Raw genomic sequence first — 23,458 nt, 5'->3', positions numbered from 1 at the left:
TTACTTTTTATTCGTTACAGTTCAGCCATGACATCTTCTGTATTCTCAGATTCGGTTTCTTCTCCGTCCTGTTCCTCCAGAAGTTCGTCTTCTTCATCCTCATCCTTGTCGCTCTCCCGCACCTTGGCGATGCTTGCAACTGCTATGCCGGATTCAGCATCAATACTCATCAGCTTCACACCGGAGGTATTGCGTCCGATAATCGAGATATCGCTGACTGCCATCTTGATGATGATGCCTTCATTGGTAATCAGCATGATCTTGCGATCATTATCTACCAGCTTTGCACCCACTAAATCACCGGTTTTATCGATGATCTTATAGCAGCGCACGCCCTTGCCGCCTCGGTTCTGGGCTGTAAATTCCTCAATCGGAGTACGTTTACCATAACCATTTTCCGATACTACCAGCAGGCATTCTCCCTGGCTGGCCATCTGCATGCCGATGACTTCATCGCCTTTATCAAACTTCATGCCGATGACACCCATGGAAACACGTCCTGTCACGCGGACATCGGTCTCATGGAAGCGGATACACATACCTTTCTTCGTGATCAGGAAGATATCCTCGGTATTATCCGTTGCCTTAACTTCGATCAATTCGTCGTCATCACGAAGTACAATCGCCTGAAGACCATTCTTACGGACATTGCTGTATTCCCTCATCGGTGTCTTCTTGACCATACCATTGCGGGTTGCCATGAAGAGATACTTCTCATCATCGATCTCCTTCATGGGAACGATGGATGTGATCTTCTCACCTGACATCAGCGGAAGCAGATTCACGATGGCAGTACCTCTGGCAGTACGTCCTGCCTCCGGAATCTCATATCCTTTCAAGCGGTACACGCGTCCCTTGTTGGTAAAGAACATGACATAATGATGGGTTGTGGTCATCAGAAGATCCTCAATATAGTCCTCATCGATGGTCTGCATTCCCTTGATTCCCTTGCCGCCGCGGTTCTGGCTCTTGAAATTGTCGCTGGACATTCTCTTAATATAGCCAAAATTGGTCATGGTCACAACGATATCATCATCCGGGATCAAATCCTCCGCAGACATATCATATTCGTCATATCCGATGGCGGTCCGACGGTCATCTCCGTATTTATCAGCAATGAGGGAGATCTCCTCCTTGATAACACCCAGAAGCTTCTTCTCATCTGCCAGAATCGCCTTCAACTCTGCAATCTTTGCCTCCAGCTCTTTATATTCATTTTCCAGTTTCTCTCGTTCCAGACCGGTCAGAGCACGCAGACGCATATCTACGATGGCCTGAGCCTGTGCATCCGAAAGATCAAAACGTTCCATTAACTGGGCTTTCGCCGCCTGGACATTGGCAGAACCACGGATAATCTTGATAACCTCATCGATATGATCCAGTGCTTTTAAGAGGCCTTCCAAAATGTGGGCTCTCTCTTCCGCCTTGTTCAGATCATACTTGGTTCTTCTGGTTACAACATCCTCCTGGTGCTTTAAGTAATATTCCAGAATCTGTTGCAGATTTAATATACGCGGCTCATTATTTACCAGAGCCAGCATAATCACGCCAAAGGTATCCTGCAGCTGTGTATGCTTCAGCAGGCGGTTCATGATAACATTGGCATTTACATCACGGCGCAGCTCAATACAGATTCTAAGTCCCTCACGGTTGGACTCATCACGCAGATCCGTGATTCCATCCACCTTTTTATCCTTTACAAGCTCTGCGATCTTTTCGATCAAACGAGCTTTATTTACTGCATAAGGAAGCTCTGTCACAATGATACGGCTCTTGCCGTTTGCCATGGTCTCGATATTGTATACAGCCCGTACACGAATCTTGCCGCGTCCGGTTCTGTAGGCTTCTTCGATGCCTGCTTTTCCAAGGATGGTTGCCCCTGTCGGGAAATCAGGTCCCTTTACGATCTCCATCAGTTCTTCGATGGTAGTCGGGCGGTCTTCCTCCACCCGGTTATCTATGATCTTGACAACGGCAGCAATCACCTCACGCAGGTTGTGAGGCGGAATATTCGTTGCCATACCAACGGCGATACCGGTGCCGCCATTTACCAGAATATTGGGAAAACGAGCCGGAAGAACCGTCGGTTCTTTCTCAGTCTCATCAAAGTTTGGCATAAAATCAACGGTATTCTTGCCGATATCTGCCAGCATCTCCATGGAAATACGGCTCAGTCTCGCCTCGGTATATCGCATCGCTGCGGCACCATCACCGTCCATGGAACCGAAGTTTCCATGTCCATCTACAAGCGGGTAACGGGTCGCCCATTTCTGAGCCATATTTACCAACGCACCATAGATTGAACTGTCACCATGCGGGTGGTATTTACCCATTGTATCACCGACGATACGGGCTGACTTACGGTGGGGCTTATCCGGCCCGTTATTCAGCTCGACCATGGAATACAGAACACGTCTCTGTACCGGCTTTAAGCCATCCCGCACATCCGGAAGTGCACGGGCAGCAATAACGCTCATCGCATAATCGATGTAAGACGTTTCCATTGTCTTTTTCAGATCAATGTCATGAATTTTGTCAAATATATTTGGTTCCATCTATACTCCTTTCGTCCTCAAAAGGATTTAAGTGACTTAAATTTAATTAAATATCCAGGTTCTTTACGTACTTCGCATTTGCCTCGATAAACTCACGGCGCGGCTCAACCTGATCCCCCATCAGGGTAGCAAATGTCAGATCAACCTCCGAAGCAGTCTCACTGTCGATCTGGACACGGAGAAGAATTCGGCGCTCCGGATCCATAGTCGTCTCCCAAAGCTGTTCCGCGTCCATCTCACCCAGACCTTTATAACGCTGGATCTTATTGTTGTTGTCACGCCCAATCTCAGTCAGAATCGAATTCAGCTCATCATCGCTGTATGCATACCAGACACGCTTATTCTTCTCGATCTTATAAAGCGGCGGCTGTGCCAGATATACATGTCCTTCCCGGATCAAATCCGGCATAAAACGATACAGGAACGTCAGAAGCAGGGTACTGATATGTGCACCATCCACATCGGCATCGGTCATGATAATGATCTTGTTGTAACGAAGTTTTGAAATATCAAAATCTTCATGAATACCGGTACCAAATGCCGTGATCATCGCACGGATCTCCGCATTGCCGTAAATTCGATCAAGTCTTGCTTTTTCTACGTTTAAGATCTTGCCTCGAAGAGGCAGGATAGCCTGATTCGATTTATTTCTCGCCTCTTTGGCGGAACCGCCCGCGGAATCTCCCTCTACGATGTAGATCTCGCAGTTTTCCGGATTCTTATCGGAACAGTCGGCTAACTTTCCTGGAAGCGCCATGCCATCGAGCGCTGATTTACGTCTCGTCATCTCGCGGGCCTTGCGGGCTGCGTCGCGGGCTCTCTTGGCAAGAATCGATTTCTCACAGATGATCTTGGCAACCGCCGGATTCTGCTCTAAGAAATACGTCAGCTGCTCGCTCACGATCGCATCAACCGCCGCGCGGGCCTCGCTGTTGCCGAGTTTCTGCTTCGTCTGTCCCTCAAACTGAGGCTCCTCGATCTTGACGCTGATGATGGCTGTAATGCCCTCGCGGATATCCTCGCCGCTGAGCGCCGGTTCATTTTCCTTGAGAAGCTTATTTTTCTTTGCATAATCGTTAAAAGTCTTCGTCAGCGCGCTCTTGAAACCAGCCAGATGCGTACCGCCCTCCGGGGTATTGATATTGTTGACGAATGTGTAGATATTTTCCGTGTAGGAATCGTTATGCTGCATCGCCACCTCGACAAATACCTTGTCCTTGATGCCCTCGCAGTAAATAACCGGCTCATAGAGCTTCTCATTGCTCCGGTTCAAGTAGGTGACAAATTCCTTGATACCGCCCTCGTAATGGAAAGTCTTCTCATGCTTTACCTCGCGGTCATCACGCAGCGTGATCCGGAGGTTTTTCGTCAGGAATGCCGTCTCACGCAGGCGTACTTTTAACGTATCATAGTCGTAGACCGTTTCCTCGAAAATCTCCTTATCCGGCAGGAATACAACCCGTGTGCCGTGCTTATCCGGAGCACACTCACCGACTACTTTCAGCGGATACATGGTTTTGCCCCGCTCATAGCGCTGCTTATATACCTTTCCATCCCGGCAGATCTCAACCTCCAGCCACTCGGAAAGAGCGTTTACAACCGATGCACCTACACCGTGAAGTCCGCCTGATACCTTATATCCGCCACCGCCGAATTTACCGCCTGCATGCAGGATCGTAAATACAACCTCAACCGCCGGAAGTCCGGCTTTTTTCTGAATATCAACCGGAATGCCACGACCGTCATCCTGTACCGTGATGGAATTGTCCGCATTGATCTGCACCTCGATGTGACTGCAGAATCCGGCTAATGCCTCATCTACGGAGTTGTCAACTATCTCATACACCAGGTGATGGAGGCCTCTTACAGATGTGCTGCCTATATACATACCAGGACGCTTTCTGACCGCCTCCAATCCCTCCAATATCTGTATTTGATCTGCACTGTATTCTGAACCCATAGTTCCTCCTTCACTTGCTGTTTTATGTCTGACTAGTTGTCTTGTTTGGACGTTCACAGGTGACCGTCCCGCTCACGACCCGAAAGGTCTTATCTATCTGGAAGCTGTGGCTGATAAAATCATCCAAGCCTGTACAGGTAATGATCGTCTGTATATGACGTATGCTGGCGAGCAGATGATCCTGCCGTTTCCCATCTAACTCCGACAAAACATCGTCGAGAAGCAGAATCGGATACTCCTTTTTGATCTTTTTAACCAGCTCAATCTCCGCCAGTTTGAGCGATAATGCCGCCGTCCTCTGCTGTCCCTGTGAACCGAAGCGCCGGATGTCAATCCCGTTGACATAGAAACTTAAGTCATCCCGGTGCGGTCCGACCAGCGTCGTCTTCTGCTTCCGGTCCGCCTCGCGGCTCTTTTTGACAGCCGCTTCCAGCTGATCCGCCTCCGTGTTCGGCTCATACTGAATAACAAGCTCTTCCTTTCCGCCCGACAATTTCTGATGGAGCGGACGGATCAATTCGTTTAATTCACCGATAAATTCCCGCCGGTACTGGCTCACCTCCCGCCCGTAGGAAGCAAGCTGCATATCCCATATATCCAGCATCTCCTCGTACTCGGGATGGAAAAACAGCTCCTTTAAGAGCTTATTTCTCTGTATCACTACCCGGTTGTACTGCACCAGCGAATGAACATAGAGACGGTTTAACTGGCATAATTCCAGATCAATAAAACGGCGTCGATCCGCCGGCCCGTTCTTAATGAGATTCAAATCTTCCGGCGAAAAAAACACCACGTTAACAATGCCGAAAAGCTCGCTCGCCCGCCGGATCGGGATCCCGTTGACCGCCACGCCCTTCGTCTTATTTTTCTTTAGATGCATGTCAATCCGGTACGGCACATCGTCCTTGCGAAGCTGCATCTTGATGTGGGACTCGTCCTCTCCGAATTCGATGATCTCCCTGTCCTTGCTGCCGCGGTGGGACTTGGTCGTCGCACACACGTAGACCGCTTCAAGAATATTGGTTTTACCCTGCGCGTTGTCCCCGTAGAGAACATTCGTCCCCGGATCAAAATCCATATGTAATTCCCCGTAATTGCGGTAATTTTTGAGTTCGATCGATTCGATAAACATGAAACCATCCTTTATTTGGTGATTGTTACGGTCTCTCCGTCATACTCGACTTTGTCCCCGTCGTAAAGCTTCTTGCCGCGCTGCATCTCCACCGCGCCATTGACCTTCACAAGCCCGTCCTGAATCGCAAATTTAGCATCCACGCCAGACTCTACCAGACCAGCTGCCTTAAGCGCCTGACCCAGTTTTATAAATTCATCTCTCAGTTTTATCTCCATCTTATTTCAGATCCTTTCTGTCACTGTCTGCCTGCACCTGCCATGTCTAAAAATGGCAGGTTAGATCGCTGCCGCATTGAAATTGACCGGCAGGATCAGATAGATGTAAGTCTCCTCCTCGTCCCGGATAAAGCACGGGGATTTCGGATTCATCATGTACAGAGTCACTTCCTCATCATCGATGATTCGCAGCGCATCACCCAAAAACTTCGGGTTGAAGCCGATCATCAGGTCTTTTCCAAACTTGGTAATCGCCAGACGGGCATCCATCGTACCGAAGGCGGAATGCATTTTTAACTCCATTTCTTCATCGGTAAAATTTAAGATCAAAGGTTTCTTATCATTTTCACGGACGAGAATGCTCGCACGGTCGATCGCATCCATGAAATCACGGCGGTTCAAGGTAACTTTCGTCTCATAATCGGAGGAAAGCATCTGATTGATCCGGAAATACTCGCCCTCAATCAGGCGGGATAACACGATCGTGTCGTCAAATTCAAACATGATGTGGTTGGTGCTGAAGAAAATCTGTACCTCAGAGTCGTTGTCACCGTTTAAGATCTTGCTGATCTCACCTAAAGTCTTGCCAGGAACGATGACTTTTATATCACTGTACTGTTCTTTTAATGCAACTTTGCGGATCGACATGCGGTGTCCGTCGAGGGAAACGAGCTTAAGTTCATTGCCGGTGACCTCCATCAGCTCACCGGTCATCATCTTGTTGCTGTCGTTCGGCGAGATCGAGAAGATCGTCTGGCGGATGATCTCTTTTAAGGTAAACTGGGAAAGTGTGATGAATTTATCCCGCTCAATGTGGGGAATATAGGAAAATTCATCGCCGTCCTTGCCCTGAATCTGGAAAATAGCCTTGTCACAGGTGATCGTCGTGTTGTATTTTTCATCCGATTCGATCGTGATCGTAGAATTTTCGCCGGAGAGCTTGCGGATAATATCGGAAAAAAGCTTGGCATCAAGAGCGATTTTTCCACGTTCCAGGATCGTTCCTTCGACCTTCGTCTCAATTCCCAGCTCCATATCGTTGCCGGTCAGTTTGATCTCATCCGAAACAGCATCGATCAGGATGCATTCGAGAATCGGCATGGTGGTTTTGGAAGGAACGGCCTTCAGAACAATGTTGATGCCGTTCATTAAATGATCTTTTTCAAATGAAAGCTTCATGTTTGTTGATAACTCCTTTGCTAAAAATAACGTGGAACGGAAAGAAAAGATATATATAAATTCCGTCGCAATCGTAGTAGGGGCTGTGAATATGTGGAATTCTCCGGACAGCCCCGAAAATACAGGGGTTCAGACTCCTTTTGAATGGTTAAAAAGGCTGTGTAAAACTGTCCGGAACCGGCTGGATAACTTTTGAATTATCCACAGCCCTGAAATGGAGCAAAATGTGGGAAAAGTTATCCACAGGTTTTCAACCACTTTTCCACGCGAAATTGTGGAAGAAACCTACTGTGGGCTGATCTTTTTCATTAAGATTTCCACTGTATTGCGAAGAGATTCGTTTTTCTCCATATCGGCAGCGATCTTGTCGTGACCGTGGATGATCGTCGTGTGATCCCGACCGCCTAAATATTTGCCGATATTCTGCAGGGAAGTTCCGAGCATCGAACGGCAGATATACATCACGATCTGGCGCGGGAATACGATCTCCTTGTTGCGCTTCTGGGAGGAGATGTCAAGCGGAGTGATACCGAAATGATCGGCAACGACCTGGATGATCAGCTCCGGGGTCACTTCTTTCTCCGCGTTCGGGGAAATGAGATCCTTGAGCGCTTCCTCCGCCAGCTCCGTCGTGATCTCCTTGTTATTTAACTTGGAAAGGGCGACGATCTTGGTGAGGGCGCCCTCGAGCTCGCGGATGTTGGACTTGACGTTGGTGGCGATGTACTTGATCACTTCATTATCTATATTGTAGCCCTCGAGTTCCTCTTTTTTGCGGAGGATCGCCATACGGGTTTCATAATCCGGCGACTGGATATCGACGGTCAAGCCCCATTCGAAACGGGAACGAAGCCGTTCTTCCAGCGTCTCGATCTCTTTCGGCGGTTTATCTGAGGAGATAATGATCTGTTTTTTCGCTTCATAGAGTGCGTTGAAGGTATGGAAAAATTCTTCCTGTGTCGATTCCTTACCGATAATAAACTGGATATCATCGATGAGGAGGACGTCGTTGTTTCTGTATTTTTCACGGAACTCCGTGGTGGAAATATTGTTTTTGTTCCGGATCGCATCGATCAGTTCGTTCGTAAACTTCTCACTTGTAACGTAGAGAACCTTCGCTTTTGGATTGTTTTTTAAGATAAAATGTCCGATCGAGTGCATAAGATGCGTTTTTCCCAGACCTACACCCCCGTAAATGAAGAGAGGGTTGTAGATCTCACCCGGAGATTCTGCCACGGCGAGGGAAGCGGCGTGCGCTAAGTTATTGTTCGCGCCGACGACGAAGGTGTCGAATGTGTAGCGCGGATTTAAGTTCGCATCCTGGATGAGCTGGCGGCTGACCTCGGACGGGCGGTTGATCAGATGGCTTTTGTCCGTCTCTTTTTGCGGCTCATCGACCTGTTCGATGGTGACAAAATCGACCTCACACTCGATTCCGGTTAGTTCTTCGATGGTAATCTGGATCAAAAGTCCGTATTTTTTTTTGATATAGCCGAGAAACTGCACATCCGGAACCAGGATCTGAAGGGTGCCGTCTTTCATGGAATAAGGCTGCGTCGGAAGCAGCCATGTTTTGAAAGAAACGTCCGTCAGTTCGTGTTCTTCTTTAATATGGAGGAGAATTTCATCCCATTTTTCCTTAATTTTCTCTATCATACTGTGTCTCCTAAACGTAAAAAGCAGCCAAAACTGCAAAATAACCCAATCTAAGTTCTATTCTACATGATTTGTCCACATTTTTCAATAAAAACCCGCAATGTGAATAAGTGAAATTCAGTTATCCACGTGGAAAAAACGCCGAAAAATAAGGCTTTTTGGTGAATGGGTGTGAACAATCAGAAGCTTATCCAGATCGTATTCCACGGCTTTTCCACAAGTTATCCCCAAAATGTGGATAAGTGGAGGATAAGCTGTGAATAGGTGGTGGGAATGCTGATAAAATAAGGATTTTTTTATCCACAAAATGGAAATGCTCCAACGTGTATACTGTATACAATAAAGCGCTGCGACAGCAATCGACGATCGATCTGTGAGGACTCAGGATCGAAATGGTGGAAAAACCGCAGAAAATCTTTGATCTATGGGGATTAAAAAGATCAAAATAGTGGTTGACGAATGCGGAATTCTTCTATATAATGGAGAAGATGTTTAATTACAATAGTCTAACTATGTTGAGATGAATGCGGATTTCGGCGCGAACCGGAGGAAGCGTGGATTTCTCTTACTATATTATGGATGAGGAGGTGTATGCAGACATGAAGATGACATTTCAGCCGAAGAAAAGACAGAGAGCAAAAGTTCATGGATTCCGTGCGAGAATGAGCAGCGCAGGTGGAAGAAAAGTTCTGGCTGCCAGAAGAGCAAAAGGTAGAGCAAAATTATCTGCTTAATGAACGAGGCCGCAATCGAGTTATAGATTGTGGCCTTTCTTAATATTCATAGAAAAAGTTCTAAGAATATTAAGAAAAGCTCTGCGATGTACACTCGGTGCAGGGGAATTGGTGATTTTAATGAAGCGTTTTAATTCAATTAAGAAGAACAGCGAATTTCAAAAGGTTTACAAGACAGGGAAATCCTATGCCAATAAGCTTCTGGTTATGTACGTGAAGCGGGTGGATGACGGGAAGGAGCCTAGGATCGGTATCTCCGTCAGCAAAAAGGTTGGAAACAGCGTGGTCCGCCATCACGTGACAAGGTTGGTACGGGAGAGCTATCGGTTAAATAAGGACAGAGTCAGACTCGGATTAGACATCGTAGTCGTTGCCAGACCGGCAGCGAAAGAAGCAGACTTCAAAAAAATTGAGAGTGCATACCTGCACTTATGCGGACTGCATAACATTCTGGAGAATCGAAGTGAGAATATTGATTAAGAAGATCTTGATAAAGATGATTCGGGGATATCAGCTCTATATTTCCCCTATGACAGGACCTCACTGCAAGTACACGCCGACGTGCTCGGAGTACGCCATCCAGGCACTTAAAAAGTACGGCGCTGTAAAAGGTATGATTTTGGCATGTAAGCGGATTCTTCGCTGTAATCCATTTGCAGAAGGCGGTTATGATCCAGTTCCGTAAAGGATGAGGAGGTAGTTCATTGGACGTTAGCGTTTTAGTTGCGACAAAAGCAGGTTCGATCATGGGACCGATCGCCAGCGTGTTTGGTTATATCATGGACTTTTTATTCCGGATTACCAGCAGCATGGGGATCATGAATATCGGTCTGTGTATCATCCTGTTTACCATTATCACAAAGTTACTGTTATTTCCTCTGACGATCAAACAGCAGGAATCGTCAAAACTTATGTCGCTTATGAACCCTGAAATCAAGGCGGTTCAGAATAAGTATAAGGGAAAAACCGATCAGGCATCGATGGCTAAACAACAGGTCGAGATGCAGGCAGTCTATGAGAAATATGGCTCGAATCCGATGGCAGGATGTCTGCCGATGGCGATTCAGCTTCCGATTATCTTCGCTTTGTACCGGGTTATCTACAACATTCCGGCATACGTACCGTCAGTACGCGTCTTTTTTGACAACGTAGCGAACCCGCTGATGGAGCAGCCGGATTACATCAACAAGATTTCCGAGCTGGCAAGCGGCGTCGGCATGGCGGTGGACAAGGTAGACTACACCGTGGCAAACAAAGTCGTAGATATGTTATATAAGTTGACACCGGCTGGATGGGATACGCTGGAAGGTCTATTTCCGCAGATTTCTTCCACCATCGCGGAGAATGCGGACAAGATTGAGAGCATGAATTATTTCTTCGGCATCAATCTGGCAACTCCTCCGTTTACCGGTTTTAACCACATCACGATCGCATGGATCATCCCGATCCTCGCAGGTCTGACCCAGTGGCTCTCCACCAAGCTGATTTCCAATTTACAGCAGGTGGATCAGGACGCACCGGGCGCGAGCATGATGAACAGCATGATGATCACGATGCCGCTGATGTCCGTATTCTTCTGTTTCTCCCTGCCGTCCGCGATCGGTATCTACTGGGTCGTTCAGGGTGCATTCCAGCTCGTTCAGCAGCTGATCGTAAATGCACATATGAACAAGATCGATGTCGATGATCTGATCCGCCGCAACGTGGAGAAGATGAACAAGAAGAGAGCGAGAAAAGGTCTGCCGCCGGCCAATGTCAGCGAGAAGGCAAGCGTGAATTTAAAGGCGCTGCAGGCACGCGAGGATGCGGAAAGCAAGGCGAAAGAGGACAAGATCTCCCGCAATAAAAAGCAGATGGAGGCGTCTGAAGCATTTTACAATTCCGATCCGAAGCCGGGCAGTCTGGCTTCCAAGGCAAAGATGGTGCAGAAGTACAACGATAAGCACGCGAAAAAATAGAAGGAGGGCGCAGGATGGATATGATTACGGTTACCGCTAAGACAGTCGATGAGGCAGTAACAAAGGCACTGATTGAACTGGAAACCACCAGTGATAAATTAGAGTACGAAGTGGTCGAAAAAGGAAGCGCCGGATTTCTGGGGATCGGCGCGAAACCGGCGATCATCCGTGCTAAGAAAAAAGAGACGCTCGAGGATCGTGCGATCGACTTTTTAAGCCAGGTATTTGATGCGATGAACTTAGATGTGAAGATCGCAGCGGCTTTCAATGAGGAAGAGTGCGAGATGAACATCGATCTCTCCGGCGAGGATATGGGTATTTTGATCGGTAAGAGAGGTCAGACCCTGGATTCTCTCCAGTATCTGGTCAGCCTGGTTGTCAACAAGAAGAGCGAGAATTACGTCCGCGTGAAGCTCGATACCGAGAATTACCGCGAGAGACGGAAAGAGACGCTTGAGACACTGGCAAAGAACATTGCTTACAAGGTAAAGAGAACGAAACGTTCTGTATCTTTGGAGCCGATGAACCCGTATGAGAGACGGATCATTCATGCAGCGCTGCAGAATGACAAGTATGTCACCACCCGCAGCGAGGGCGAGGATCCGTTCCGGCATGTGATTATTTCGCTGAAGCGTGAGGGCAGACGCGAGAGAAGTGACGGGTATGGGAGATATGAGAAGTAAATAAGTGTGACGAAGAAGGTCTGGAGGTATCTAGACCTTCTTTTTTGTGGGGGATCGAGCGCGAGAGGTTTATCGTTAAAACATGAAAAAAGAAATAAATATTAGACTAGATTTGTAAATAAAGATGGGAAAATGCTTCCATATGGTATAGAATAAGAAGATAAAAAGCAAGGAAGGATTTATATATATATGGTATATACAGATACAATCGCCGCGATCGCGACGGCGCTTTCGAGTTCGGGGATTGGGATTATCCGGATTAGCGGTTCGGACGCTGTTGCGGTGGCGGAGCGGATGTTTGAACCGGCGGTGGCGGGGAAGAGGCTTTCAGAGCAGAAAACGTATACGATTCATTATGGATATATTCGGGATGGAGAGGAACGGATCGATGAAGTGCTGCTTCTTTTGATGCGCGGTCCGCACAGTTATACGGCGGAGGATACGGTAGAGATTGACTGTCACGGAGGCGTGCTGGTGATGAAGCGGATTCTGGAGCTGGCGGTAAAATGTGGGGCACGGCTGGCGGAACCAGGCGAATTTACGAAGCGGGCGTTTTTAAATGGCAGAATTGATCTTTCGCAGGCGGAAGCCGTGATCGATGTGATCCAGTCGAAAAATGAGTATGCGCTGCAGTCTTCGGTCAGCCAGTTGAGCGGTTCAATGTCGCGGAAAGTGCGGGAACTCCGCGAAAAACTAATCTATGAGATTGCCTTTATTGAGTCCGCACTTGATGATCCGGAGCATATTTCTCTGGACGGATACCCGGAGCGCCTTCGGGAGACGCTGCAGCCGATTGAGATGGAGCTGGAGGCGTCGATCGGGACGTTTGACAACGGGCGTATCATGACGGAGGGGATCAAAACCGTGATCTTAGGTAAGCCGAATGCAGGAAAATCGTCCCTGATGAATGTACTGCTGGGAGAGGAGCGCGCGATTGTGACAGAGATCGCCGGTACGACACGCGATACGCTGGAGGAAAATATCCGTCTGCGCGGGCTTAGTTTAAATTTGATCGATACGGCGGGCATCCGGGAAACGGAGGATATCGTTGAAAAGATTGGCGTGGAACGGGCGAGAAAAATTGCGGATGAGGCAGATTTGATCTTGTATGTGGTCGATGGATCAAGGAAGCTGGATGAAAATGACCGTCAGATCCTCGATTTGATCCGGGGACGGAAGGTGATCGTCCTCTTAAATAAGACAGATCTGGAACCGGTTCTCACAGAAGAAGCGCTTCGCGAAGCGTGCGGGCAGGAAGTGATCCCGGTATCGGCGAAGGAACAGCAGGGAATTGATCGATTGGAGGAAAAAATTCAGACGATGTTCTTGCAGGGAAACCTGAATTTCAACGATCAGGTCATGCTGACAAACGTCCGTCACAAGACGGCGATGGAGCAGGCGCTGAAAAGCCTGCGTCTGGTCGAGACAAGCATCGACAATGCGATGCCGGAGGATTTTTTCTCGATTGATCTGATGGATGCCTATGAACATCTTGGAACGATCCTTGGGGAATCACTGGAAGAGGATCTGGTGAATGAGATTTTCAGCCATTTTTGTATGGGGAAATAGATCAATTTTTTTGCAAGGTTTCTTTCCTTGTGGTATGATAGGGTGGATCTGAAAACAAGAAAGAATATAAGGCGTTTGATCGAATTGAAATGTGCAGCTACAGTAAAATCGGCTGCGAATCATACGGCGCATGAGCCGCAGTGTTTATCTCAGTCGAGAAGACTCCCGTGGTGAGTAATAGCAAATTTGTCTCAGTGGAAGCCTTGTCTCCGACTGAGATAAACGCTCCGCGAGGATGCGCAGTGATTCTGTAAAGAATATGTCAGCTTACGCTGACCAGAATCACGCGCCAAGTCTCACGGACGTTCGACTTGAATAGAACGCAGAGATAGAGAGGAAAGAGGAAACATGCCCTGTTTAACAGAAAATTATGATGTAGCGGTCGTCGGGGCGGGACACGCCGGCTGTGAGGCGGCGCTGGCAAGCGCGAGACTGGGACTCGAGACGATCGTGTTTACCGTCAGCGTGGACAGCATCGCCCTGATGCCGTGCAACCCGAATGTCGGCGGAAGCTCGAAGGGCCACTTGGTGCGCGAGCTGGATGCGCTCGGCGGCGAGATGGGAAAAAATATAGATAAAACCTTTATACAGTCCAAGATGCTCAACCAGTCCAAGGGACCGGCGGTGCATTCGCTCCGCGCGCAGGCGGACAAGCAGGAATACACCCGCCAGATGCGCCGTACCATGGAAAATACCGATCACCTGACGATCCGTCAGGGAGAGGTGGCAGAGCTGATCGTGGAAGAAGGTCAGATCAAAGGACTGAAAACGTACTCCGGCGCGACGTATTACTGCAAGGCGGTGGTGCTGGCAACGGGAACGTACCTGAAAGCGAGATGTATCTATGGTGATGTGAGCAATCCGACCGGACCGAATGGTCTGCAGGCGGCAAACCATCTGACAGATTCCCTGAAAAAGCTGGGAATCGAGATGTTCCGTTTCAAGACGGGCACACCGGCGCGTGTTGATAAGCGCAGCATCGATTTTTCTAAGATGGAAGAGCAGTTCGGCGATGAGAGGGTTGTGCCATTTTCTTTTTCCACCGATCCGGAGTCGGTGCAGAAGGAGCAGGTGTCCTGCTGGTTGACCTATACCAATGAGAAAACACATGAGATCATCCGCAACAACCTGGATCGATCGCCCCTCTTTTCGGGCGCGATCGAGGGAACAGGTCCGCGTTACTGTCCATCGATCGAGGATAAGGTGGTAAAATTTCCAGATAAGAACCGTCATCAGGTTTTTGTCGAGCCGGAGGGAATTTATACGAATGAAATGTATCTGGGCGGTATGTCCAGTTCCCTGCCGGAGGATGTGCAGTACGCGATGTATCGTACCGTGCCGGGACTTGAAAATGTAAAAATTGTTCGAAATGCATATGCAATTGAGTACGATTGTATCAATGCACGCCAGTTGAAGGCATCGCTGGAATTTAAGGCGATCCGGGGATTGTTCAGCGGCGGTCAGTTTAACGGAAGCTCCGGTTATGAGGAAGCGGCGGTACAGGGCTTTATGGCGGGTGTCAATGCGGCGCGCGAAGTGCTGGGAAAAGAACCGATCATCCTCGACCGTTCCCAGGCATATATCGGTGTCTTAATCGACGATCTGGTTACCAAAGAAAACCATGAACCGTACCGGATGATGACGTCGCGTGCGGAATACCGCCTGCTTTTGCGTCAGGACAACGCGGATCTGCGTCTTTCCCCGATCGGGCATGAGATTGGACTGGTCAGTGATGCGATGTATGAGCGTGTTCTCTGGAAAGAAAACATAATCGAGGAAGAGGCAAAGCGTCTGGAGAAGATCAACATTGGCGCTGGAAAAGAAGTGCAGGAATTTTTAGAGCGCCACGGAAGCACCCCGCTCAAGACCGCGGCAACGCTGGCAGAGCTGGTACGCCGTCCGGAGTTAAGCTATGAAGCACTGGCAGAGCTGGATCCGAACCGTCCGGAACTTCCGGAAGATGTGATCGAGCAGATCAACATCAACATCAAGTATGACGGCTATATCCGCCGCCAGCTGCAGCAGGTTGCACAGTTCAAGAAGATGGAGAGCCGGAAGCTGGATGAAAACTTCGACTATTCCACGGTCGGAAGCCTGCGCCGTGAGGCAGTACAGAAGTTAAATCTCTATAAACCGGCAAATATCGGTCAGGCATCCCGAATCGCGGGCGTGTCACCGGCGGATATTTCGGTGCTGCTGGTACACTTAGAGCAGAGCCGCCATGCGGGGCATGGGGAAGAGAAGAAAGAACTGTAAATATAGAAACGAGCGGATTCAGAGTTACTGTACACGGGCAGGCACTTTTGGAACCGAAAGTGTCGTAAGAAAACCTGGTGGCAGGAGGAATTTGCCGTATTTAAATGCGAAGCCACGGCAAATTCCGTTACTGGGCACGTATGCGTGAACAGTAACGAGTCAGAGACTGCATGGAAACAGGTAAACGCATTGCAGCAACTCAAAATGTAAGATAGATAAGAACCTGAGAAAAAATAGAACATATCATAAAGGATATATTTATGGCAGAAGAAAATAAAGTAGAAAGCGGTGTGGTTCTGCCTCCGGCAGACTTTACCGAGCAGTTTCAGAAAGAAGCGCAGGAGATGGGTGTCACGTTAAATGAACACCAGATCAAGCAGTTCTACGATTACTATGAACTGTTGATTCATTGGAATACGATGGTGAATCTGACAGCGATCACGGAACAGAAGGAAGTTGTGACCAAACATTTTTCGGATAGTCTGGCACTTGTGAAAGCGGTGCCGGATCTGGCAGAGAAAGAGTATACGTTGATCGATGTTGGAACGGGAGCTGGATTTCCGGGTATCCCGTTAAAGATTGCATTTCCAAATTTAAAGGTCACGCTTCTCGATTCTTTAAATAAGCGGATCAACTTTCTGAACGAGGTAATTCAGGCATTGGAACTGGAAAAAATTCAGGCGGTTCACGGACGGGCGGAGGATGCAGCACATGATAATGTTTCACGTGAAACATTTGATTTCTGCGTTTCACGCGCGGTGGCAAATCTGTCCACGCTGTCGGAATACTGCCTGCCGTTTGTCAAGGTGGGTGGCTGGTTTGTGCCGTACAAATCGGGCAAACTGGAGGAAGAGATGAAGACGGGAAAAGGTGCGATCCGCAAGCTGGGCGGCGAGCTGGAGGATGTGATTTCCTTCCACCTTGCCAATGAGGATGAGCGTAACCTGGTCCGGATTCATAAGACAGAGAGGACGGGAAAGAAGTATCCGAGAAAAGCGGGAACGCCGTCGCGGGAGCCGCTGAAATAAAGCAATCAAAAGGTAGATAGAGAAAGACTGTATATGGAACACGTAGGGTATGCAGTCTTTCTTTTTCATATAGGCGGGGTTTAAACAAAAATATATGACTGAATATTTGTCCTGGAAGATTGTGTTCCAGAAGCCGTATCAGGCATATGACAGAGGAAATCTGGAGAAGCGGGTAGAGGCGATGGCAGAGCTGGAAATAATAGGGAAAATTTATAAAATTTGAGTTTTCGTTACAGAATATAGTTTTTTGTGCGAAAGCCGAGGAGATCGAGTGGGAATAATGTAGAATAAAGAGGAGCATTCCGGGGGTTTTGTTTGTATATAGATAGTGCGGCGGGACCTGGATGAAACATTAGGACCGTTCCTATCAAGAAGCAACAAACAAGGCGCACGGAAGGATGACGCTGTGAATATGAAAGATACTGGAAAAATGGTATCTGCATCATGGTATGAGTATGAAAAAGGAATTTCATGGAGATGTGGGAAAGAGAGAGTAACTGTTCGCGGGTAGGCACTTTCGGAACCGAAAGTGCCGTAAGAAAACGCGGTGGCAGCAGGAATTTGCCGTATTTAAATGCGAAGCCACGGCAAATCCCGTTATTGGGCACGTATGCGTGAACAGTAATAAGCTTCGTCCTATGACGAAAAAACGCTCCGCGGTATGCATACTCATTATCCTTTTTTAAGAAAAAAACATATGGATCGCATCCATCACGGCATCCGGCTGTTCTAACTGCGGCAGATGTTTGGTCTTCGGAATGATAGAGGACTCGATTGCGGAATTATAAATCTTGTAATCCTGAATCGTCGCCTCGATCATCGGTTCCTCGGAACCGCCGATGATGAAGATGCTGTTGTCGATCTTCCTGAGAGCATTGGAAATATTGCACTTGGTATAGCGGCATTCAATACTGGAGAAGATCGCTTTCGGACATTCACCGAGATGTGCGGCTTCGTGGCTGCGGTCGATCTGAACCGGTTTTACGGTATACGGATTGTAAAAATATTTGGTGCGGAATGCCTCTTCGATCATAGAGCGGCTGCACGCAATGTGGTAAATGAGCGTTCCAGCCAGCGGGAGATCCAGAAGAAGCTTATAAAGCTTGGCATTTTTACCCGGAAGCTGACAACAGTCGGTAAGGCTGCTCGGGTTGATGAGCATGATCTGATCAAACAGTTCTGGAGAGTTGCTGCACGCCATGATAGACAGTGCCGCTGAATCACCGGTGGAGAGAATGTTGGTCCGATGTCCGATCTCAGATTTGATAAAATCACAGATCAGCTGGACAAACAGGTAATTTGTGTAGGTCAGGTTCGGCTTCTCGGAACGTCCGCAGCCGAGAAGGTCGAGCGTGTAGACGGTGTAGGAGCGGCTGAGCTGTTCGCGGATGGATTCCCACTCATAGCCGCTCGATGCAAAGTGCAGATCGTGAATTAACAGAAGCGGTTTGCCGGAACCGCATTTTGTATAGTAGATATTTCCCAGCCGCCATTTGTAGCAGAGAGAATTCTCTTCCCGGGTCAGACCGCGGGAGGTGGCAGAAAATTGAATATATTTATTTAAAAGTGCCAGTGAAACTGCGCCGCCGGCGGACAGCATCAGGCAGGTCATGATCTTGTTTTTTGTGTTCATATAGAAAGCTCCTTTTGAATCGAAAAATTAAACTCGAAAATATCTCATCAAGTAATTCTATTATACCATAAATACTAAATTCAGCTATCGCCTTTGTCTTGGCTTCATTAAGTATTTAGGTATGACTCGCACTAGGATCGAAAACACCTCGCTAAGTGCTCATATTATATCATATTTTCCTGTATTCCAGTTCAGCTATTTCCAGCGTTTTTTCACAGAATATCTGTTCACAGATGTGTGCCCAAGTAACGGGATTTTGCCGATGCTTCGCATTTCAAATCGGAAAAATCTGCAACCAGAACTGTAGCGTTCGGGATTTTCAGTTTGGAAAATTTCTACCTGTGAACAGTTATGAACATGCCATTTTATGTAAACAAAATTTCATTGAAAATCGATATTAAAATCATTATAATGTTCACGTATCAAAAAATCAATCGATGGGGAAAGAAATGCGCGATATGATAAAGAAGGAAAATAAGTTATGCTTTCAGCATCGTATGGAACGGAAGACAGAGAAATCTTTTCAGTTGTCGGCGGGCAGGCAGCGGCTGCTGGCGGAAACGATACGCGAACTGAAGCAGGAAGGGCGCTTAGACGAGGAGAAGCTGGCGATGCAGCATGGTACGACATCCATTTACCGCCACAGCCTCAATGTTGCCTACACAAGCCTTTGGATGATGGAACGGTGGCAGATTCGCTTGGAACCAAAATCACTTGTGAGAGGGGCACTGCTGCACGATTATTTTTTGTATGACTGGCATCAGAAGGATCCCTCGCACCGCCTGCACGGCTTCCGTCACCCGAAAACAGCGCTTGGAAATGCACAGAGAGATTACCATTTAAATTGGAAGGAAAAAAATATCATCGCACGTCATATGTTTCCGCTGATACCGGTGCCGCCTCAGTGCCGCGAGGCATGGATTGTGTGTCTGGCAGATAAATGGTGTGCTCTGGGGGAGACGGTGGAGCCGATGTTTCACGTGAAACATTTTAAATGAAATTTTTCTAAAAAAGTAGGAAATGAGTTTTAAGTGTGTTATACTATTAGGCAAGACAAGAATGGGAAAAAGCTGGAAATCGCTGTGCGGATGCCTGCGGGAAGGCTTTTTCCTGTCTTTCATGTGAGATAAAACCGAGGAAATGGAAGGAATACGGTATGGGACGAACGATTGCGATTGCAAATCAGAAGGGCGGCGTAGGTAAAACGACAACGGCGATCAACCTGTCGGCATGCCTGGCAGAGGCGGGACAGAGGGTTCTGACGATCGATTTTGATCCGCAGGGAAATGCAACCACTGGTTTGGGATTGGAAAAAGAACAGATTGAAGATACAGTCTATGAGCTGCTTTTGGGCGATTGCACACTGGAGGACTGTCTGATGCGCGATGTTCAGGAAAATCTGGATGTTCTTCCTTCGGATTCGAATCTGGCAGGAGCTGAGATTGAACTTCTGGATGTGGAAAATAAAGAGTCGGTGTTAAACGGTTATCTGGAGACAATCCGCGATCAGTATGATTTTATTATCATCGACTGCCCGCCGTCGCTGAGTCTTTTGACGATCAATGCGCTGGTAGCGGCAGATACGGTGCTGGTGCCAATCCAGTGCGAATATTATGCGCTGGAAGGACTGAGCCAGGTACTCCGGACGATCGGTTTGGTCCGGAAAAAGATGAATCCGTCGCTGGAGCTGGAGGGCGTGGTATTTACCATGTATGATGCGAGAACGAATCTCTCCCTGCAGGTCGTAGAGAATGTAAAACAGAACTTAAATGAGCGGATTTACAAGACGATCATACCGAGAAATGTGCGACTGGCGGAGGCGCCGAGCCACGGAATGCCGATCAACCTGTACGACAGCCGTTCGACTGGTGCAGAGAGCTACCGTCTGCTGGCAGCAGAGGTGATCAGCCGGGGAGAAGAGCTGTAGGCAGGAAAATAACGGTGAAGTGAAATTCAGAAAGGATGCCTGCCGGGGCGTCGGGAGGTTCGTGAGGAGGAAGGAAATGTCAAAGAGAACGGGGCTTGGCAGAGGACTGGGAGCTTTTTTTGGAAATGATTACGAGAATGCAGAAGCGGGAAAAAGCAGCGCAAAGCCATCGGATGAAGCCGGAAAAAAGACTTCCGTTCGTGAGACGGAACAGGAGATAGAGAAAAAGAGCCTGGAAGAGCTGGATATGGTGCTTCCGGGATCTAAAAAACAGAAAAAATCGGCGTCTGCCGGAAAGACAGCTGCGAAAACAGTGGGAAAAGGAAGCCGCGTGGGAGTTGCAAAGGCATCCGGAAAGACGACGGCAGAAGGAAAAACCCGCACAGCCGGGGAGACGGCGGCAAAATCGAAGACACAGACGGCAAAAGCGGAGCCGGTCGTAAGGATCGTCGAGGTGGAAAAAGAGAAATTTCTAAATATTTCGGAGATTGAGCCAAATGTCAGCCAGCCGCGTAAGATGTTTGATGAAGAACAGCTCGGAGAGCTGGCAGAATCCATCCGCCGTTACGGCGTGCTGCAGCCGCTTCTGGTTCAGAAAAAGGGCGATCGTTATGAGCTGATTGCCGGAGAGCGCCGGTGGAGAGCTGCCAAACTGGCAGGATTTCGGGAAGTTCCGGTGATCGTGCGCGAGTATACGAGACAGCAGACGATGGAGATCGCCCTGATCGAGAATGTACAGCGTGCAGATTTAAATCCGATTGAGGAGGCGAAAGCCTACCAGATGCTGATTCAGGAGTTTGGGCTGCGTCAGGAGGACGTGGCAGAGCGCGTAGCGAAGAACCGTGCGACGATCACGAACAGCATGCGTCTTTTGAAACTGGATGAGAGAGTGCAGGAGATGCTGATTCAGGACCGGCTTACCGGAGGTCATGCGAGAGCGCTTCTTTCGCTGGAAGATGGTGAAAAACAGTACCAGTTGGCGCTTAAAACAGTAGAAAATCATTTGAGCGTCCGCGAGGTCGAGCGTCTGGTGAAAGAGCTTTTGAAGCCGAAAAAGGCGAAAAAGAAAGCAGAGCCGGAACGCGATATGGAGGTCTTTTTCAAGGATGTGGAAGAGAAGCTGAAAGGAGTTATGGGAACGAAGGTTTCGATCAACCGCAAGGATAAGAATAAAGGCAGAATCGAGATCGAATACTATTCATCAGCGGAACTGGAACGTCTGATTGAGCTTTTGGAGTCATTAAGACAGTAATCACACAAAATTCGTCCCAGGGGACGGATGATGGGAAATGAGGAATGAAAGATGGAGAGCAGTATTTTTAGCGGGATTGGCATCGATCCGGGGGTTATCGTGATCGTTCTGGCGATCCTGACACTCATATCATTTATTGCGTCCGTCATCTGTTTTTCGCAGTATAGGAAGTTGTATCGCAGATATGATATGTTTATGCGGGGAAAAGATGCGGAGACGCTCGAAGACACGATCATGGAACTGGTGGATGAGACCGAGTATCTGCGGGCAAAGGACGGAGATACAAAACGCCTGGTGGATTCGGTTGTCTCCAAGGCGCAGGCTGGATACCAGAAAACCGGTATTGTCAAGTACAATGCGTTTAAGGGCATGGGCGGCAATCTGAGTTTTGTCATTGCCATGCTGGATGATAACAACACGGGATTTGTGCTGAATTCTGTTCACAGCCGTGAAGGCTGTTACCTGTATCTGAAGGATGTCGTAGAGGGCAAGACCGAGGTGCTTTTAGGAAGTGAAGAGAAGGAAGCACTGGAGCGTGCGCTTGGGTATAAGTAAAGAAAATAAAGGATAGAAATGAGGCGGCTGTATGTGTTGGCAGCAGCTGCGGATTGTAGTTAGAAGGAGTCAATATGCATCGTTTTTTGCGAGCTGCCGGATTTAGTATGTATCAGAAGAAGAAGGACATCCGTGCCCTGCTTCGCTGTCTGGCGAGAGAGGCGGGAACCTCCAGCTGTCTTCAGCTTGACAGGGGGACCGAATTATATGAGATCAAGACAGAAGTTGCGCCGGGGATCGGCGTGGCGATGTATGGGGAGCTGAATGAGCAGGATGAGATGGAGATAGAGTATTATTATCCCTATATCCTGAACGAGGAGGTAACCTCGCGGGCAGAATGTTCCATTCAGCGTCATACGGAGAAGGAAACCTATGCGGGGCTTCTGGATGAGTATAAGGTAGGGCTTTCGCTGATCTTTTATCTCTTGAATCCGATCGAATACAGGGAGTGTTACCGGAAAGAGCGCGAGCGCTTACAGGTGAATTCGGTTAGCCTGGCAGGATTTGCCAATCGGGGCAAGGTGCTTCTTCCGATCAAAAAGACGGCGCTGCAGATTGAAAAAGCCAAAGTGGCGGCGAAAAACCGGGATGAACTTTTGGAAGCGGCAAAAAATGGCGACGAGGATGCGATGGAGTCCTTAACAATCGAGGATCTGGATCTCTATTCGATGGCATCGCGCCGGGCGACGAGAGAGGATATTTATTCGATCGTCGATACAACTTTTATGCCAAGCGGGATCGAGTGCGATCAGTATTCGATTTTAGGCGAGATCAAAGAGGTTATATGTAAGAAAAACCGGTTTACCGGCGAGGAAATCTATGATCTCAAGGTGGAATGCAACGATCTGTATTTCCGCGTGGGTATCAATAAGATGGACCTGCTTGGAGAACCGCTTCCGGGACGTCGGTTTAAAGGAAAAATATGGATGATGGGAACGGCTCATTTTGCGTAAAGGTCTATAAAAAATCATCGGTTCCAAAAGTGCCTACCCGTGAACAGCTACACAGAAATTGCATACGGAGCATGTGAGAAGAGAAAATAGTTGCGGAACACATGAAAATGAATTATAATAAAATGCAGTATGAAAATACGATATATGTTTCACGTGAAACATATAAATCTCTGTAGCTCAGTAGGATAGAGTGTTCGCCTCCTAAGGTAG

The 23,458-nt window shown here is 48.1% G+C and carries 21 protein-coding genes; 14 read left to right on the top strand and 7 right to left on the bottom strand.

What is annotated here, in order from left to right; all coding sequences use genetic code 11:
* Positions 1–14: 14 nt before the first annotated feature.
* The 6 genes from gyrA to dnaA form a co-directional block, all read right to left on the bottom strand.
* The gene (gene gyrA, locus DWZ45_RS12850) at positions 15–2,555 is read right to left on the bottom strand and encodes a DNA gyrase subunit A (RefSeq protein ID WP_118469370.1); all 2,541 of its coding nucleotides are present in this window, start codon (positions 2,553–2,555) and stop codon (positions 15–17) included.
* A 46-nt stretch (positions 2,556–2,601) separates the two neighbouring features.
* Positions 2,602–4,515: a DNA topoisomerase (ATP-hydrolyzing) subunit B gene (gyrB, locus tag DWZ45_RS12845; RefSeq protein WP_117796770.1), complete on the bottom strand. Its 1,914-nt coding sequence runs from the start codon at positions 4,513–4,515 to the stop codon at positions 2,602–2,604.
* A gap of 22 nt (positions 4,516–4,537) precedes the next feature.
* The gene (gene recF, locus DWZ45_RS12840) at positions 4,538–5,647 is read right to left on the bottom strand and encodes a DNA replication/repair protein RecF (RefSeq protein ID WP_118469369.1); all 1,110 of its coding nucleotides are present in this window, start codon (positions 5,645–5,647) and stop codon (positions 4,538–4,540) included.
* Between the two features lie 11 nt (positions 5,648–5,658).
* Positions 5,659–5,865: an RNA-binding S4 domain-containing protein gene (locus DWZ45_RS12835; protein WP_107000960.1), complete on the bottom strand. Its 207-nt coding sequence runs from the start codon at positions 5,863–5,865 to the stop codon at positions 5,659–5,661.
* Positions 5,866–5,925: 60 nt separating this feature from the next.
* Positions 5,926–7,044 carry a DNA polymerase III subunit beta gene (gene dnaN / locus DWZ45_RS12830; protein ID WP_022358494.1) on the bottom strand — a complete coding sequence of 373 codons (1,119 nt, stop codon included), beginning with the start codon at positions 7,042–7,044 and terminating at the stop codon, positions 5,926–5,928.
* A 285-nt stretch (positions 7,045–7,329) separates the two neighbouring features.
* Positions 7,330–8,700, bottom strand: a complete 1,371-nt coding sequence (gene dnaA, locus DWZ45_RS12820) for a chromosomal replication initiator protein DnaA (RefSeq protein WP_022358493.1) — start codon at positions 8,698–8,700, stop codon at positions 7,330–7,332.
* Between the two features lie 599 nt (positions 8,701–9,299).
* On the opposite strand from dnaA, the gene rpmH reads away from it, so the two are divergent.
* From rpmH to DWZ45_RS14760, 9 genes are all read left to right on the top strand, one after another.
* The gene (gene rpmH / locus DWZ45_RS12815) at positions 9,300–9,434 is read left to right on the top strand and encodes a 50S ribosomal protein L34 (RefSeq protein WP_087225913.1); all 135 of its coding nucleotides are present in this window, start codon (positions 9,300–9,302) and stop codon (positions 9,432–9,434) included.
* 120 nt (positions 9,435–9,554) lie between these two features.
* Positions 9,555–9,914: a ribonuclease P protein component gene (gene rnpA, locus DWZ45_RS12810; protein ID WP_107000958.1), complete on the top strand. Its 360-nt coding sequence runs from the start codon at positions 9,555–9,557 to the stop codon at positions 9,912–9,914.
* Positions 9,910–10,119, top strand: coding sequence for a membrane protein insertion efficiency factor YidD (gene yidD / locus DWZ45_RS12805; protein WP_333489800.1), 210 nt, complete (start codon positions 9,910–9,912; stop codon positions 10,117–10,119). The genes rnpA and yidD overlap by 5 nt, the downstream gene beginning before the upstream one ends.
* Before the next feature lie 19 nt (positions 10,120–10,138).
* On the top strand, positions 10,139–11,392 hold the full coding sequence (locus tag DWZ45_RS12800; RefSeq protein ID WP_338126582.1) for a YidC/Oxa1 family membrane protein insertase: 1,254 nt from the start codon (positions 10,139–10,141) through the stop codon (positions 11,390–11,392).
* Between the two features lie 14 nt (positions 11,393–11,406).
* Positions 11,407–12,075 (top strand): RNA-binding cell elongation regulator Jag/EloR, encoded by a 669-nt coding sequence (gene jag, locus DWZ45_RS12795; RefSeq protein WP_107000956.1) that lies wholly within the window; start codon positions 11,407–11,409, stop codon positions 12,073–12,075.
* Between the two features lie 189 nt (positions 12,076–12,264).
* Positions 12,265–13,644 (top strand): tRNA uridine-5-carboxymethylaminomethyl(34) synthesis GTPase MnmE, encoded by a 1,380-nt coding sequence (gene mnmE, locus DWZ45_RS12790; protein ID WP_117796775.1) that lies wholly within the window; start codon positions 12,265–12,267, stop codon positions 13,642–13,644.
* A 348-nt stretch (positions 13,645–13,992) separates the two neighbouring features.
* Positions 13,993–15,900, top strand: a complete 1,908-nt coding sequence (mnmG, locus tag DWZ45_RS12785; RefSeq protein ID WP_118469368.1) for a tRNA uridine-5-carboxymethylaminomethyl(34) synthesis enzyme MnmG — start codon at positions 13,993–13,995, stop codon at positions 15,898–15,900.
* A 260-nt stretch (positions 15,901–16,160) separates the two neighbouring features.
* Complete coding sequence (gene rsmG, locus DWZ45_RS12780) at positions 16,161–16,928, top strand: 16S rRNA (guanine(527)-N(7))-methyltransferase RsmG (protein WP_118469367.1); 768 nt, start codon at positions 16,161–16,163, stop codon at positions 16,926–16,928.
* Between the two features lie 94 nt (positions 16,929–17,022).
* Complete coding sequence (locus DWZ45_RS14760; protein ID WP_265104104.1) at positions 17,023–17,151, top strand: hypothetical protein; 129 nt, start codon at positions 17,023–17,025, stop codon at positions 17,149–17,151.
* Positions 17,152–17,610: 459 nt separating this feature from the next.
* Here the strand turns inward: DWZ45_RS14760 and DWZ45_RS12775 are convergent, their stop codons facing one another.
* Positions 17,611–18,561, bottom strand: a complete 951-nt coding sequence (locus tag DWZ45_RS12775) for an alpha/beta hydrolase (protein WP_022358786.1) — start codon at positions 18,559–18,561, stop codon at positions 17,611–17,613.
* Positions 18,562–19,019: 458 nt separating this feature from the next.
* Here DWZ45_RS12775 and DWZ45_RS12770 point away from each other — a divergent pair, with 458 nt between their 5' ends.
* The 5 genes from DWZ45_RS12770 to DWZ45_RS12750 all read left to right on the top strand — a co-directional run bounded on the left by DWZ45_RS12770 (position 19,020) and on the right by DWZ45_RS12750 (position 23,248).
* Entirely contained in the window at positions 19,020–19,559 is a 540-nt protein-coding gene (locus DWZ45_RS12770) for an HD domain-containing protein (RefSeq protein ID WP_243015352.1), read from the top strand.
* 158 nt (positions 19,560–19,717) lie between these two features.
* Entirely contained in the window at positions 19,718–20,488 is a 771-nt protein-coding gene (locus DWZ45_RS12765) for an AAA family ATPase (protein ID WP_107000951.1), read from the top strand.
* Between the two features lie 76 nt (positions 20,489–20,564).
* Entirely contained in the window at positions 20,565–21,740 is a 1,176-nt protein-coding gene (locus DWZ45_RS12760; RefSeq protein WP_227589454.1) for a ParB/RepB/Spo0J family partition protein, read from the top strand.
* A 51-nt stretch (positions 21,741–21,791) separates the two neighbouring features.
* On the top strand, positions 21,792–22,295 hold the full coding sequence (locus tag DWZ45_RS12755) for a DUF4446 family protein (RefSeq protein ID WP_107000950.1): 504 nt from the start codon (positions 21,792–21,794) through the stop codon (positions 22,293–22,295).
* 74 nt (positions 22,296–22,369) lie between these two features.
* On the top strand, positions 22,370–23,248 hold the full coding sequence (locus DWZ45_RS12750; RefSeq protein ID WP_118469366.1) for a DUF3881 family protein: 879 nt from the start codon (positions 22,370–22,372) through the stop codon (positions 23,246–23,248).
* Positions 23,249–23,458: the final 210 nt, after the last annotated feature.

This window comes from Clostridium sp. AF32-7AC (genome assembly GCF_003477925.1).
GTDB lineage: Bacteria > Bacillota > Clostridia > Lachnospirales > Lachnospiraceae > Otoolea > Otoolea fessa.
The sequence above is the reverse complement of the archived record's forward strand: the minus strand, read 5'-3'. Positions and strand labels throughout refer to the sequence as shown.